General features: G+C 54.1%; 12 protein-coding genes and 1 pseudogene. 2 read left to right on the forward strand and 11 right to left on the reverse strand.

Going from position 1 to position 14,699, the window contains the following annotated elements; all coding sequences use genetic code 11:
- Positions 1–7: 7 nt before the first annotated feature.
- The 9 genes and pseudogenes from AB1483_04460 to AB1483_04500 all read right to left on the reverse strand — a co-directional run bounded on the left by AB1483_04460 (position 8) and on the right by AB1483_04500 (position 10,441).
- Positions 8–442 (reverse strand): DcrB-related protein, encoded by a 435-nt coding sequence (locus AB1483_04460; GenBank protein MEW6411712.1) that lies wholly within the window; start codon positions 440–442, stop codon positions 8–10.
- A gap of 15 nt (positions 443–457) precedes the next feature.
- Positions 458–1,240: a HEAT repeat domain-containing protein gene (locus AB1483_04465; protein ID MEW6411713.1), complete on the reverse strand. Its 783-nt coding sequence runs from the start codon at positions 1,238–1,240 to the stop codon at positions 458–460.
- A 138-nt stretch (positions 1,241–1,378) separates the two neighbouring features.
- Positions 1,379–3,040 carry a peptidoglycan-binding domain-containing protein gene (locus AB1483_04470; GenBank protein ID MEW6411714.1) on the reverse strand — a complete coding sequence of 554 codons (1,662 nt, stop codon included), beginning with the start codon at positions 3,038–3,040 and terminating at the stop codon, positions 1,379–1,381.
- Between the two features lie 792 nt (positions 3,041–3,832).
- A pseudogene (locus AB1483_04475) lies at positions 3,833–4,126 on the reverse strand (PAAR domain-containing protein).
- A 95-nt stretch (positions 4,127–4,221) separates the two neighbouring features.
- Complete coding sequence (locus AB1483_04480) at positions 4,222–6,147, reverse strand: T9SS type A sorting domain-containing protein (protein ID MEW6411715.1); 1,926 nt, start codon at positions 6,145–6,147, stop codon at positions 4,222–4,224.
- A 44-nt stretch (positions 6,148–6,191) separates the two neighbouring features.
- A complete protein-coding gene (locus tag AB1483_04485) occupies positions 6,192–7,061 on the reverse strand; it encodes a hypothetical protein (GenBank protein MEW6411716.1) in 870 nt (289 codons plus the stop codon).
- A gap of 49 nt (positions 7,062–7,110) precedes the next feature.
- Complete coding sequence (locus tag AB1483_04490; GenBank protein MEW6411717.1) at positions 7,111–7,815, reverse strand: hypothetical protein; 705 nt, start codon at positions 7,813–7,815, stop codon at positions 7,111–7,113.
- A gap of 31 nt (positions 7,816–7,846) precedes the next feature.
- Positions 7,847–9,553 (reverse strand): serine/threonine-protein kinase, encoded by a 1,707-nt coding sequence (locus AB1483_04495; protein MEW6411718.1) that lies wholly within the window; start codon positions 9,551–9,553, stop codon positions 7,847–7,849.
- A gap of 360 nt (positions 9,554–9,913) precedes the next feature.
- Positions 9,914–10,441: a hypothetical protein gene (locus tag AB1483_04500; protein MEW6411719.1), complete on the reverse strand. Its 528-nt coding sequence runs from the start codon at positions 10,439–10,441 to the stop codon at positions 9,914–9,916.
- 356 nt (positions 10,442–10,797) lie between these two features.
- Here AB1483_04500 and AB1483_04505 point away from each other — a divergent pair, with 356 nt between their 5' ends.
- Positions 10,798–11,364 (forward strand): flavin reductase family protein, encoded by a 567-nt coding sequence (locus AB1483_04505; protein ID MEW6411720.1) that lies wholly within the window; start codon positions 10,798–10,800, stop codon positions 11,362–11,364.
- A gap of 57 nt (positions 11,365–11,421) precedes the next feature.
- Here AB1483_04505 and AB1483_04510 read toward each other — a convergent pair whose 3' ends face one another.
- Positions 11,422–12,699, reverse strand: coding sequence for a peptidase C1 (locus AB1483_04510; protein MEW6411721.1), 1,278 nt, complete (start codon positions 12,697–12,699; stop codon positions 11,422–11,424).
- Positions 12,700–12,719: 20 nt separating this feature from the next.
- Complete coding sequence (locus AB1483_04515) at positions 12,720–12,950, reverse strand: hypothetical protein (GenBank protein ID MEW6411722.1); 231 nt, start codon at positions 12,948–12,950, stop codon at positions 12,720–12,722.
- A gap of 365 nt (positions 12,951–13,315) precedes the next feature.
- Here AB1483_04515 and AB1483_04520 point away from each other — a divergent pair, with 365 nt between their 5' ends.
- The gene (locus AB1483_04520; GenBank protein MEW6411723.1) at positions 13,316–14,641 is read left to right on the forward strand and encodes a reductive dehalogenase; all 1,326 of its coding nucleotides are present in this window, start codon (positions 13,316–13,318) and stop codon (positions 14,639–14,641) included.
- Positions 14,642–14,699 lie beyond the last annotated feature (58 nt).

Genomic DNA, 14,699 nt, shown 5'->3' on the forward strand with positions numbered 1-14,699 from the left:
TCTGCCGTTAACTCGCTTCCGGCCTGAAACTGTTTATCATCTGCTCCACCTGAAGACCAATCGTTTTCATCGTCTGCTTCGTGAAATTGGCAAGAAAAGTGTATCCCCTGCCACCCAGGATCATATATACCCGCTTCTGAAAAATTATCTTTCCATCAACCGGAATCCACTTCACCACCGCATCACACACCTGATTGCCATTCGCAAGTGCCTTGACCTCCTTCTTGAGCAGCTCCATATTGGGCGTCACACTCAACACGGCATCCAGCCTCTCGGTGGCGAACCTATCCAGGTCGTTATCTTCAACGGACTGGTCAATCACCAACGTTAGATTGTGCTGTATCCCGCCCACTTCGGGACCATTGAAGATATACATCGATTGATCAACCCAGTCATCGGGAAGTGTTATTTCGAATCTGTTATTCGTTCTGTCATCAGGCATATCCGTCAATCTCCCTTATTGCGCGCCCTGCTTGGTCAAAAATTCCTTGACCTGCGCAATTTCCTGCTGGCTGTAAATCTTGAATCCGTCCACTTCGAACGAGAACGGGTTATTATGCAGCTCCGCCACGAGATTCACCACCGCGTCGCACACCCTGGCATACTTCGGCACCGGTTGATTCTTGTCCGTGATAAGATGCGCCTGCCTCGTATCATCCAAGGCCGGCAATACCCTTACGGTCAATTTCGGATCGCCAATATAGCGCAAATCGGAGATTGCTTTCAGGCGAACCTCCGAATCATCGACATCGAACTGCGACGCGAACAAATCCTTCATCTCACTGTCACCCAGCCTCGCCAGCGCCAGCTTGATACCCCTCTGAACCTGCTCATCCTGCTCCACCTCCAGCCTCTTGCGAAGCGCCTCCGACGCTGATTCTCGATCGACTCGCCCTATCAAAAGCGCCACATTGCCGCGAACCGCCGCATCCTCGCTATCCAGGTTACTCTCCAACTCGCCCAGTATCGGGCCATTATCGGTCGCCTGTAGCGTCTGCAGCGCAAACGACCTGATATCCTCGCTCTCGTCTCTCAGCGCCGTCGCTATTACTGACAACGCCTGCTCGCCCGCAACCAGCGCCACACAGTTGTACGCGATCTCTCTCGTCTCCGCGTCCGGGTCACCGGTCAACTCTTTCAACACCGGCAACGCTTTGGTCTTGTCAGCCGCCAGATCGACAATATCGAGAGCATCCCAGTCGTGGGCGCGAATCTTCTCCTCAAGTTCTTTTATATCCATACTCCCTGTCCCGTCTATTTGCGAATTCGAATTGAAATAAACACCTCTCTGGTCATCTATCGCGAAAAACAAAACGGCTACAACAACAATCAAACCGACCCATATATAACTCCGCCGTCCCATTGGCTTCCACCCTCATTACGGTTTACAGTAAAAGTTCGGGTCCCTTGCCCACTTGTTGGCGTTGTAAACCTCATTGTCGGTCGGATCACTGGGCAGATTCCTGATCGTAACCTTCTTCCCCGTCTTCTTGTACCCGAACCCGAGATTATAAGGGCGAGTGTGATTCACATAAGCGTACATCATCTTCGCCACCGACCACAAATCTTTTTTCTTATGGTTCGAATCCGGGTCATCGTCCGCATGTATATACTTCTTTGCCCCGATACAATTCGCCAGGCTCAAAAAGTGTCCTATCTCATGCGCCATCACGTGCGCCGACTCCAGAACATTCGCATGCTTCACACTCAGCACGCCGTTGGGCCACGTAAAATCCACCGCGTCATACCCCAAACCGAGATAATTCTCGATAGAATGAACCACGCAGACATTGATTTCTGTCTTCGATGATGCATTCCCGGCATCGTCGTTGGCGTTGATTATACTGTCGAAATCGGTCTTGTGCGGACTGCTGACCCTGCCGGCCGTCCCCAGCGTCACCGTCTTGGAACGATCCGGAAGAAACTTCAAATAAATTCCGTAATGCCGCCACATGTGCCGGGTTAGAGCCTTCACCATGATAAAGCTCTCCTTAAATTCCGCCAGCGCCTGCACGTGTGCGGCGTTTGCCGATCCCGCCGGAGTACCGGCCGGGGTGATCGAAGTACCTCCGGCATCCTTGATAGTTACCCAGTATACGCGAACTTTGACCACCTTCAGCGGCATGACTATCACCTGAAGCGATCCTACCTCATACTCATTTTTGCCGGATTTGTACTTTATCCTTACCGATGTCGACTTCGGGCTGTTTCCGGGATCTTTTGCCTCAAGTTTCAAGATGAACTTCTGTCCATTCGGAAGTGGATTCGGCGACTTCACTACCACCAGACTCTCATCATCGCTCGACGCCACCAGCATTGCGAACGGGTCGATGAACTCGCGAATGACCTTTATCCGAAACTCTGTCTTGCGCTGCACACAAACTACCGGTCCATGAAGATCGATATCGTCAGACTTCACCTTCGCATACCCGCGATCGTCTATAAGCGGCGTCGAATCCTTCGGCCAGCCGCCAATGGCCTCAGCGTTACTGGCATGCGGCGCCCAATCGAAACTGAGCATCGTCCGACGAATTATATACGTCGACCCGCTCTTGTTATTGTTCTCGCAAATCTCTTCGAGCTTGTCTTTGGTCTTTGGACCGATTTCTCCGTCCGTGCGAAGTTTCTGATCGGCCTGAAAATTCAGCGCCGCGTACTCGGTCAGCTTGCCGCCCTTGTCGTCCACGCGACCGTTGTAATAATAGCCCAGAAGCTGCAAACGACGCTGTGCGCCCATCAGCTTCGTCTTATCACCGGTCACTTTCCACCCGGTCAGCGCGAAACAGTTTTTGTCGGCCTTCTCCTTTTCGTCCGCCTCCTGGTAGCTGACCGTATAGTCCGTCCCGAAAAGCTGCAGCACCACCGACTTGCCAGGTTCTATCTTCAGCCCATAATACCCCTTACCCTGCGGCTTGATCAGACCGGTCTGTCCTTTGATTGTCGCGTTGCCGGCCTTAATGATCGCATCGTCATCAACACCGGCTCTGGTCTGAAAAGCTATTAACACGTCCGCCGTCGTGGCGCTGACAGTCTGAGCCATGTAAGTGCAATCCTACCTGGGTAGTTTGTTGGCCTTCTTCAAATTCGGAAAAACAACCTGGTTCCTGGCGGGCGGGACATCCTTCTCGGTCGCTTTCCCCTGGTCATCCAGCTTCCCCTTGCGCACCTCCCCGGTCGCCAGATACACCACATATTCTTCGTTCTTGACCGGATCCCCCTTATCATCATTGAGAGATATCTCCAGATCGTCGGTCAACCGCATCGTCCCGGAATTCATCGTCACAGTGTCAATCGTTACCGTAAAATAAAAACTCGGCCACGAGTACCGCCCCGTATCCGTATGACCCAGATCCGCGTCATCCTCCCCTTCCTGGTACTCGAACTTCCAATCAACCTCGGCCTTGCCGCCGCTGAGTTTGATATCTCCAATCGCATAGATGGGCTTATCCGCCCGGTTGGCATCCCTCTTAAACACCCGGAACACGGCCGTGGCGCTCGAATTGAACCCCACCGTCTCCGCGATCATCTTCACCGTATCGCCTACTTTGGCCTTGGTAGTCGACCACTTGGCGTTCTTTATGGCCGCGATACTCACCTCATACTGACCCTCTTTAACTCCGGTCTTTTTCACCTGACCGGTCAACGTCCCTTTGGTCTCTACCTGGTCGGTATCTTTGAGAGTGAACTGAACGCCGCTGACAGGCTTACCCCCCTTGTCAACAACCTTCGCGCTGATGTAATGCTCTTCCTGCTGCTCCGTACTCGATGTCGTACTCTCCGTCCCCTTGCCGCTCCCGCTCGATCCCGCCCCCCCGCCACCGGCGCTGCTATCGCCGATGAGCACGGTGTTGCACCCCATCATTATCGAATCCGGTGGCCCCGTGCAGGTACACATATCCCCCACTCTGGCCGCGGGCTTATTGGCAATCATCACCGTCATACTCCCCAGCATGATCGGCCCGCCCACATGAGGAATCGGAGGCGTACCCGGCGTCTGCATCGGACAGGTGTGCATATCACCCACCCGCGCCGCCGGCGCGCCGCCAATCATGACAGTCGGCTCACCCACCGTAATCGTGCCGCCGTGCGCCGTACTGTCACCCATTCTCGCGGCCGGTTTACCCATAAACGCTATCCTGTCTTCTCACATTTAACACGCACCGGGAGACATCCGCCAACCGGCAAATGTCTCCCCCGCGTTATTTTCAACCGATACTGCCCCTACTTGAGCAGCATCATCTTCTTCGTCTGACTGAAGTCCGCCGCGTTCAACCGGTAGAAATAAACACCACTGGCCACCTGCTGACCGCCGCCGTCGCGACCGTCCCACTCGACCAGTTGATGCCCGGCATCCATCCGCTGATCCACCAGCGTCCGCACCTTCTGACCGAGCATATTGTACACTACCAGTTCAACATGGCACGCCTGCGGCAGGGCGAACCGGATCGATGTCGTCGGGTTGAACGGGTTCGGGAAATTCTGGCTCAGCCCGAACTGATTCGGCAGCGCCGATGATACCTCTCCGGCCGCATAACCGTCATTTCCAATTACCAACTGGGCGGAGAAAACGTCATTCGGAAGACGCACTTCCGTCCCCTCTCCGAGCCTGAAAGTCCCGGCGTTCGTTAGAATCAGCCACGCCTCCATTCCCTGAGGAATAGACTCAACACCTCTGGCTGTCACTACCCGGTCGCTGCCCTCCGAGAAGACCACATCCCAGGTGGCGCCATTGGCAAACTCCGGACGGTAATCGGTCCGGCGAAGACCTTCGCTCCCATCAGGCAGCTTGTAAGCGAGCATGACTCCTTCCGGGGCCATCGGCGGCTCACGGTAGTCATTGACATCGGCTCCCATGTTCGCGTCAGCGCACACCCCGACATAGTTCGCCACGTCGCCGAGGTCACCCGATGTCATCGTCAACTCCATCTGCCACGATGGAGCAGCCTTTTCGACGAGTAAGTCATCTACCACCGCCTTGCCCGCCGTACCCTGCTCATGGTAACGAAGCCACAACTCTACGCCGGCTTTCTCCGCGAACAGAAACACGCCGTCCCAGGGATCAAAAGTCGTCTGCGTGAAATAGTTGCTTCCGTTATAGTAATAGCCTACATCTTCAATGCGGCCGGTGAAGTCCGATGTCATCGTCCCGTTGTCATTAACCACCGCCTCAAGAAGCGACACCGGGAACGCGAACGGATTCGCGATCTGGTTCCAGCCTGCCTGCAGCGGTATGGACAAGTACCGGTTGCCGCCGTACGTCGCATTGGGCACCATCGAAACACCTGCCACACCGAAATCCGTCAGGTCCCTCGTGATAACCCAATATCCTCGTCCCGGCACCACCGCCGGAGCGCTGGCATACTCCTGGTACGATCCCGTCGTGGCATTCCAGCGCGCCAGACGCCACACTTCGGTATTGAACGCGCCCAGATCATCCACGAATACATCAGCTATCGTATTGCCGCCGGATACCGATACGGGAACCCCGACAATCGCGTAGATGCGCGGCCCCATCTGAAAACTCCGGCACTCTTCATTGGTGTATTGCACCCTGAATACATAGGGAGCTGTCGGCGTGCCAACCGAGGCTATCGATGTCCCCCGGTACACCTGAAAGAAATACTCCAGCCCTCGCAGATTGAAAAGGGACGCCGGACAGTTATATTGAAGCGTATCTCCCGTGCCAGCCACCATCGGCACCGATGTATACGTCACCCTGCCGCCATACCTGTAATTGAACGTCCCCGTAGCGGTACCCAGCTCGCCGGCATAGCCCACCTTCAGCAGATGATCGCCCGGCGTCACGGTCTGAATCGCTCCTCCGGCATAACCGGCCGTCAACAGTCCGGTAGTGTAGGCAATGCCTATCACGCCGCTCGCCGCTGTGTAATTGGTACTCGATGTTACACCGCTCACCGATGTCGGTATGACTCCGGTGATCACGGCCGATGCTGAGGCACTTGTGCCGCCGCCTCCCACCAGCCCGCCGGCTACCAGTGTGAAACTGCCGCTGCTCGCCTGTCCGAACACCATACCGGCACCCATAAAAACAAACAAGACGACAGTTAACGTCATCACAGGGTATGGCAGATTACAGGTGAATGGCAACCGACGCTTCTCACGATAGTCTCTATCATATCTGTTCATATCTCACCTCTGTCTTTTGTTCTGAGGGTTTCGTGAAAAGCATCTTACCTGTCCTCAACGTTCTCCAAAAATGTTGCCGGAAGCCTTTGCTCCGAAGGCATCTCGGGAGCAGCGGTGACCGGCGCAGTCAGAGCATCTGGAATAAAAGTGGCGACAAGATTCGTATAGTACAGTGTGGCGATTGTGACAGAGGAACTGCCGTCGCCAACCAGATAATATGTATAAGCGCCCGGCGTCACCGGTACGATCTTCTTTATGCAGAAATTATTGTAATGATACCCACTGGAAGTCTCGATCCTCGTGGTCAAGTAGGCTGATGACGTCCAGTCAATGGTCGAACTGGAAGCGTTGAGACTTACGACTATATTGTGTGAATAGCTAGTCGATGAATACAACTCCATAAAACCGGATGCTTCCACAACGAGATAGCCGGGCTTTGTTACCTGAACACTGATACTGCCCAGAGACGCTGGCGAGGTTCCGATACTCGCCCACGAAATATACGTTGTGCGCACGGCCGGCGCATTTCCCACGCTCATCGAATACGGCGACGATGTTATCGCCTGACGAGGCATCATCTCCTCATCCTCTTCCACCTGTATCCCCAAATATCTCACATTGCCATCAAACAGGCCCGGAGGAAACGGCTCCGTCCCCCCAAGTTCCACCGTAAATACACCCTGTTCATTTGGAATGACCGTCATGGTATCCGCCCACAATTCTGTCTCAATTGCCGCGTCTTCAGCGTCGTAGATTCTGAAAGTAACAAACGTGGCGCTCGAAATCGGATTCAGCGCGTCATCCGTCAACTTCCCCTGATAAGTCATCGTCCCCGGCGCCTGAGCGAAAACTCCCGCCGCCATCAACACAAGTATAATGGCCGCAGCCAAACCAAATTTAACTGTCCGAAACATCTCTTTTCCTCCTGGTTTATCCATTCTTCTCGTTTTTGCTTGTCTCACGTTAACGTTTGGCCGGCGGATCCGGGAAGTCCGGTAGCGTGTTGTCAGCCGGCTCCTCATCGCCACCGCCGCCGCCACCGGCAACCACTACGGCCGTCGCCACCAAACCAACCCCAAGACCAATGGCCCACCACTGCTTGTACCATGGCCCCTTTTTCTTCTCCTGGGGCGTTATCACTGTCACCGGCGTCTCCTCGATCTGCTCCGTGGGAACTACTTCGGGAGTAGCCTCGGCTACCTCCTCGGCAACCTCTTCCTTAACCGCTCCCTCGACATCCTCCTGCTTGTCAACCAGCTCCTGCGCCTGCGCCATCATCGCCATAAACTCCGGCGATTTGATGTCCAGGTCACCGCGCCAGTTGCGAAACGCCTGAAATGCCGCCACGAACTGCTCGATCACCAAATTCTGCTTCTCCTCGTTGTTGCGGATCTTGGCGTAATACACCGATGCCAGAAGCACGTGCGCGTCAGCCTTGGCCTGAATATCCAGATCCTTCTGGGCTAAGAGCGCCTGAAGCTCCTGCTCGGCACAGTCGTAATTTGTAATACGGAAATTGTAACGGGCGTTTTCGATAGTAGGATTACTTTTATCGAAAGAACAATCGGTCGTCTGAGCCTGTACCACCTGCGGTAATACCAGCGCTTGCATATAGACAATCAATGCCAGTATCACCACGGTTTTCAGTAAACCGGCTCGTTTGTACATAATACCTCCTTAGATTGATGTATTCTACTCCTTATTGTGACCAGTATATTAATAGCGGAACCACATTGCCGTTCGCGCCGGCAACCAGTTTAATTTCCCCCTTTGCGCCTTTGACCACCTGCCGCTCTCCCCCACCGTAAGGAAACGCAACGCACGAATCTATCTTCGGACTCGTCCCAGCGTCGGTATTAATCGGAATCATTTCCGCCTGGAGCTTCCATTCACCCTCCAGACACATCAGATCGAAAACCGGGAACTGAGTATAGCGCCGCTCCTTACCATTAAGTCTGAACTCAACCAGATTCTGCTCCGATGGCGGGAAAAGCGCCAGCTGAAGACTCAATGTATCGGATCGCGCAAACTCCCTGTTCATTTCATAAGTGACACTCGTTGGCTCATCGCGCATCCTTATCGTCTTGCGAAGAATCGGATAATCTGAGTGTACAACCTCTACCGAATGCGAACCCGCCGCCGCTTCAAAAGCCTGCCCGGGCGTGCGCCTGCGACCATCCACGAAAAGCTCATTCACTCCCGAAGGAACAACACCCACCGTAAGCTCCGGATTCTTTACCACCACCGGAGCCACAGCCTGCTCGGACGGTTGTTCGGCCGGCCTTTCCACAGGCTTTTCTACCGGCTTCTCCGCCACCTCAACTTCAGGCTTTTGAACCACCGGCTTTTCCTCCACCACGACCGGCGGCCGGACTGGCTGTTCAACCTGCTCCCCTGTCACAGACTCTGTCTCTGCCGGCTGCGTGGTCTGCTCCGAGGTCGCCGATGGAGAAAACTGACTGCCTATATAATCACGCCCGAAATACGCGCCGGCGGCAATTGCCACCACCGCCACAGCGGCTATCAAAATCCCAACCTTCCCCTTTCTCGGCTTGATATAAACCTCTTTGAGCTCCGCCATGTCCGCCGCCATCTCATTGGCCGACTCGTAACGCGAACCCGGATCAGGATGCGTAGCCTTCCTGAGAATGTATTTCAACTGGGGAGACAGTCTCTCCGAATGAATCCCCCCCCACTCCTGTAAACTCGGCGAGATCGGATTGCGATAAGGCATGGTATTGGTCGCGAAATTGAAAAGCGTCACCCCCATCTCATAAATATCGCTCAAAAACGGATTGTACGAACTCAGCCCCGTCTGACGTTCCGGGGCGGCAAACATCGGCGTTAACGCCTGGTAACCCGTCTTGGTGGCATCCCCGCCAATCTCCTTGGCAATTCCGAAATCTATCAGGTAAACATGACCCTTCTTATCGATCAGAATATTCGCCGGCTTGATGTCCCGGTGCGCCACCTTCTTCTCGTGCGCATAAGCAATAGCCTCCGTAACCGCTTTCGCCACCCGCAAAAACAGCTCCGCCGAAAACGGTCCCGACTCGCGAAGCATATGCGCCGCGTCCTTACCATCGATATACTGGATCACCAGCGCCCCTTCGGAGGGCAAATAGTCAATCACCCGGGAAATGTTGGGATGGTCGAGCATACACAAAATCTTCGCCTCCCGGTCAAACCGGTCACGGGCCTGCACCCGCTTGAAAAACTTGATTACCAGGCGCTGCTCGACAAGATTCAGATTATAGGCGTCATATACCTCACCAAACCCGCCACCGCCTAAATACGAACGGATTTTGTACTTACCACCGATCTCCCAGCCAATAATACCAAGAGGATCGGCATTTATCGGCTCTCCAGAGTCGAACGATGGTTGCGTTTTGTCGTCTTCCGGCATCGCAATCTCCCTGCTACATCGCCCGCCATTGTGGCTTGAAGACAATTCTCTACACGATAAATCTGATTTTTGTCCTTCTAACGGCAGGCATCAACGCAAGCCCATACAGCATCAAAAAAGTACTAAATGTTCTATCTCTTAAGCAAGCAATAATTTCACTCGGCACCTTTCCCTAACCCTCTTACATTGAGAAAATTACGCTCCGTTGTATCCGGCCCGAATCTCCGCATGGGAACATCGGCGTAAGGGGATAATCACCCAAACAGGCATTCCCACCCAAAAAAACAGGCCCCGGATTCTAATCCAGAGCCTGCCGTTGTACCAAAATCTACCGGTCAACCGTTTGAGCGTTCAGACCAATCAATACCCCAAACCCGCCTTCTGGCCCGGTTTGGGTTTTTCCGACATCTCTACCTTTCGCGCCATCATCGCCAGCTCCTCATTTGTCCGCTCTCCCCACTGTTGGAGCCGGGTGAGTAGTTTCGGATCTTCTGTCGTCGTCAGGCAAACCGAACCGCGCGATGTCATCACGCTCTCGTACTTCACCTTGCCGCTCTTCATGATCTGGCTCATCTCCGAACACATGTTGCACAACATCACCTGCTCGCCACGCTCAAGTTTCTCCATAACCTTCGTCATCTTCTCACCGGCTTTGTTGTAAGAACTCAAATAAGCCGGCGCTACCGTCGATACGGACACAAGACCATTGGAAAGATTGTGATGTTCCCAGGTCATGTTGCGCATCAGGGCAGGATCCTGATCCATGATCGGCTTGCACATTTCGCAGTTCTTCAGGTCCATCCAGGCTTCTTCACCGGACAAGACCACCACATAACTGGCCAAAAAGACCACTGGCAATAGCAAAACGCCCACTAAGGTCTTCTTCATAACTGATCTCCTTTGATGAGTTTCGCCCGGATATTCGAGACTTGATGCACACGAGTACTTTCGTATACAACCCTACAACCCCTGCAACAATTCCCCGATACCCCAAAGTTCCAGCAATGCGGATATTTTATGTCCTCTTTTACTTTCACCCGATGATACCGGGCCATCAGCGGATACCAACCTATTATTCCACAACAACTAACCCCCTCCGGCCCCCGCCAGAGCCCGAAGGCCCACTCCGCCGGGTACACTCGGCTCTTGTTTCCGAATACTGTTTACCATATAATATGACCGTCAATAAACATTGAATATACCCGGCTATCTGTGCCACCAGCTTAGATCTCGGGAGGTATCCGATGAAAAAATCTCTGGGCGCCAAAACGCTCATCTATCCGACGCCCGTGTGGGTCGTTGGCACCTACGACAAAGAAGGCAAACCAAATGCCATGACTGCGGCATGGGGCGGCGTATGTTGCTCCAAACCGCCATGCGTGGGCGTCTCCCTGCGCAAAGCCACCTACAGCTATGGCAACATCGTCGAGCGCAAAGCCTTCACCATAAGCGTACCGTCTGATTCCCACGTCCGTGAGGCCGACTATTTCGGCATCGCCTCCGGACGCGACACCGACAAATTCTCCGTGCTCGGCCTGACAGCGGTACGGAGTGAACTGGTCGATGCTCCCTATGTCGAAGAGTTCCCGCTCGTGCTCGAGTGCAAACTGCTCCACTCAATCGAGATCGGCCTGCACACACAATTTATCGGTGAGATTATCGATGTAAAAGCTGAGGAAAATGTCATGGCCAAAGGCGGTCTGCCGGATATGCTCAAAGTCCGGCCGATCATCTACGCCCCGACCGTTCAAAAATACTACGGCGTGGGGAAAGCCCTCGGCAAAGGCTACTCCATCGGCAAAGACTTCTGACCAGGGCAGTCAGCCGTCTCAGCTCTCCGATAGCAGTTCGGCTTCTTGCGACACCGGCTATCGCGCCGCCGTAAACTTCTCCAAAATCTCCGGCACCGCGTCCTTGTGCACGGCGAATTCCATCATCTTTAACCGCACATAATCATCACGGTAAAACATATAACCGTCGAATTTCCCCCAGTACCCCCGCGATGATGACTCCTTAACCAAATACCAGTCCCGTCCATCAAAATTCGCATACCCAACTATGTGAATGCCGTGATCATCGGTCGTCGTCTCGTTGTACATCCGGTATTCCCGTGAATGCTGATTTATAAACTCCTGCGGAATATCGAAATCCGGCACGACAGCCACATCATCCTCTCCATTGAGCCCCGCCTCGGAAATATCCCCGCCAATCGCCGTCGTGTACCCCTTCCGAATCGCCCCCTTAAGCGCCGCGTACCATTCGTCCAGAGGAATATTGTAATAACTGCTGTCATACCACCAGTTGTCAGGAACATCAAACGAACCCCGCGTGTAAAACGGAATCTGCAGCGTCGACATAATCGCCACATAATCATCCGGATTGATCTTCAACACACCATCCAGAAATCCCTTCGGCGTATATGTCGCTCCCTCATACTCAAAAGACACCGGCGGTTCGCCCAGATGACGATTCAAAATCTGCTTCACCGAATTGACAACAAGCGACTCGTCCCACAAACCTTTTTCCTTCACGAATCCGAGATACTCGCGAATCTGACGATCAAGCTCCTCGTGATCATGGCGCGGATCATCGATATACCCCCGATAAACCTCCACCGGCACCGCCCCGTAAGTCTTCATCGTCCGAAACACTCCGTTGGTCTCCGAGCCGGGCGAGGTCGATGACTTCCCCCTCTCCGCTACGAACCGTCGCGCCTTCTCCACCCACTCCCAGTAAACCGTGTACATCTCCGACAACTTCACCTTGATACCGTTTATGCGATAGACCTCTGTCTCCAGAAACGATGTTCCCGAAAACGACCAGCAGGTGCCGGTCCAGTACTGACGTACCGGCGGGAAATGAAAATAACTCTCGAATGCCTCAGGCGACTGCGGCCTGACAATATTCGACAAATCACACTTGATCCACTTCTCGTTGTCGCGCTCGAAATCCTTCAGGGCCTCCTGACGGTCCTTTACCAGATCCGTCAGACTGTCTCTGACTTCATCACGGACCTCGTGTAACTTCCTGAGTTCCTCGTTCGCCGGGTCACGATACTCGGGCACATACCTGATTGTGTCCGTCTGCGCCGCCACCCCTCCCGCGAACATCATCACCATCGTCATACAAACCAGCATCCTCGACATATTCACCATCTCCTTCGCTTTCAATCAACCAGCTTCCAATCGACACTCGATGAATCAGCCGGCGCCAGACGAAATTTCCCCGGTCCCGATTTCAACACCTCGCGATACCATCCCTCGGGATAACCGCTGTCCTGCGCCCGTGCGTTCTCATCCTTCACATATCCGTCATTGTATTTCGTTATCAAATGCTCCGCAAGCCCCCGCCACCGCTCGACCACCTGTTCACCGAGCTTCACACAGTACTCGGTCAAAAATACCTTCGCCGTTCCACGTCACACCCCCGATAGGATTCGGCAGCCACGCTCTCGACTGCGACACGAACGAAAAACCGGACCACACGTGTAAGTTATCATCGTCGAACCATCTGCCGATGCCCCTCTGGTCACCAGCAAACTCGAGCATGCGTTTACATGAAAAAAAGATGGAACGGCCGCCACTACCCCGAAGACGACCACAGCGCTGCGCTTCGTCATATACCCAACCTTTCGTATGTCTGTGATGCCAATAGACAATTCTACAAAAAATCACGCCCGGACACAACAAAAACCACACGTCTAAACCTTGCTCCCCAAACACTCCCGCCTTAAATTTACCGCATGCCAGACCGGAGTCACTCATGAACCTTATCCATCTGCTCTACCTCAGCACCGGCGCGATCGTCGCCGTACTTCTCGAACTGTTCGTCCTGACATCCCTCCGCGAAGAACAACTGCGCGCCGCCGTGCTGTCTTCCACAGCCTTCATCCTTTTTGCTCTCCTCTGGTTCGGAACCTACTTCATCATCCACCCACCCGACTTCATTCTCATCTCCGGCCCGGTTATAATCGCTGTCTGCCTTTTGCTTTTCTACCTTCCCCTCGGCTCAGGGAAAAAGCTGCACATCGGCAAACAGGAGAGGCGCGTCGATGAGCGCGATGTCATCTTCTCCCGCGAAGAATACACCCCCGGCTCCGACAAGTACGAACAATATTACTCCACGCGGCCGGAGTACAAAGATATTGACGATCGCATGCGAAAACTCCCCGAACTGCTCGCCCCCGGCGGCAAATACTATCACCCGCAGCGCTCGCCCTACACCGATGCTGTCTTCGAAACCATTCGTTCCCTGACGACCAAGGTCGATGGCGACATCTCACCGAACCAAATCACCCTCGACGCCGACTCCACCACCCGACTGATAAAAGAGGTCGTTCTGGCCGCCGGAGCATCTGAGGTGGGGATCGCCAGACTCAACCCGATGTATGTTTATTCTCACGTTGGGCGCGGCCCCGAAAAATGGGGACAGCCCATCGAAAACAACCACAGGTTCGCGATCGTCTTTACCCTTGAAATGGATTATGAACAGGTCAGCGATGCTCCTCGGCTCGGCATCACCGAAGAATCGGCCCTCCAGTATCTCCGCGGCGCCCAGATATCAATCGCTCTTGCCAGATACATACGCAGCCTCGGCTATCCGGCCAGGGCACACATTTCCGGAAGCAACTACCAGATCATGCTCCCGCCGGTGGCGCACGATGCCGGCCTGGGCGAACTGGGACGAATCGGCTACCTCATCTCCCCAAAATATGGTCCCCGTATCCGCCTCGGAGCCGTGACCACCGATCTGCCGCTTACACCCGATCGGCCGATTTCATTCGGAGTCCAGAACTTCTGCGAAAAATGCCTCAAGTGCGCCGCCAATTGCCCATCTGCGGCAATTCCATCCGACAACAAGACAAGCATACGCGGCGTGGATAAATGGCAACTTGATATAGAAAAGTGCCTCCACTACTGGCGTGCCATCGGCACCGATTGCGGCCTGTGCATGAAAGTCTGCCCCTACAGCCATCCCCCGACCTTCGTCCACAACCTCGTCCGCTATGGTATCCGCCGCTCGCCTTTCGCTCGCACCCTCTCCGTGTGGGGCGATAACCTGCTCTACGGCAAAAAAATCCGCTACTGAAAACCGCCAGAATTTAGTTGATACCGCACAGCGGGAATCTTAGCTTATATCTTAGCCG

It is taken from the genome of Candidatus Zixiibacteriota bacterium (genome assembly GCA_040756055.1).
Taxonomy (GTDB): Bacteria; Zixibacteria; MSB-5A5; order GN15; family FEB-12.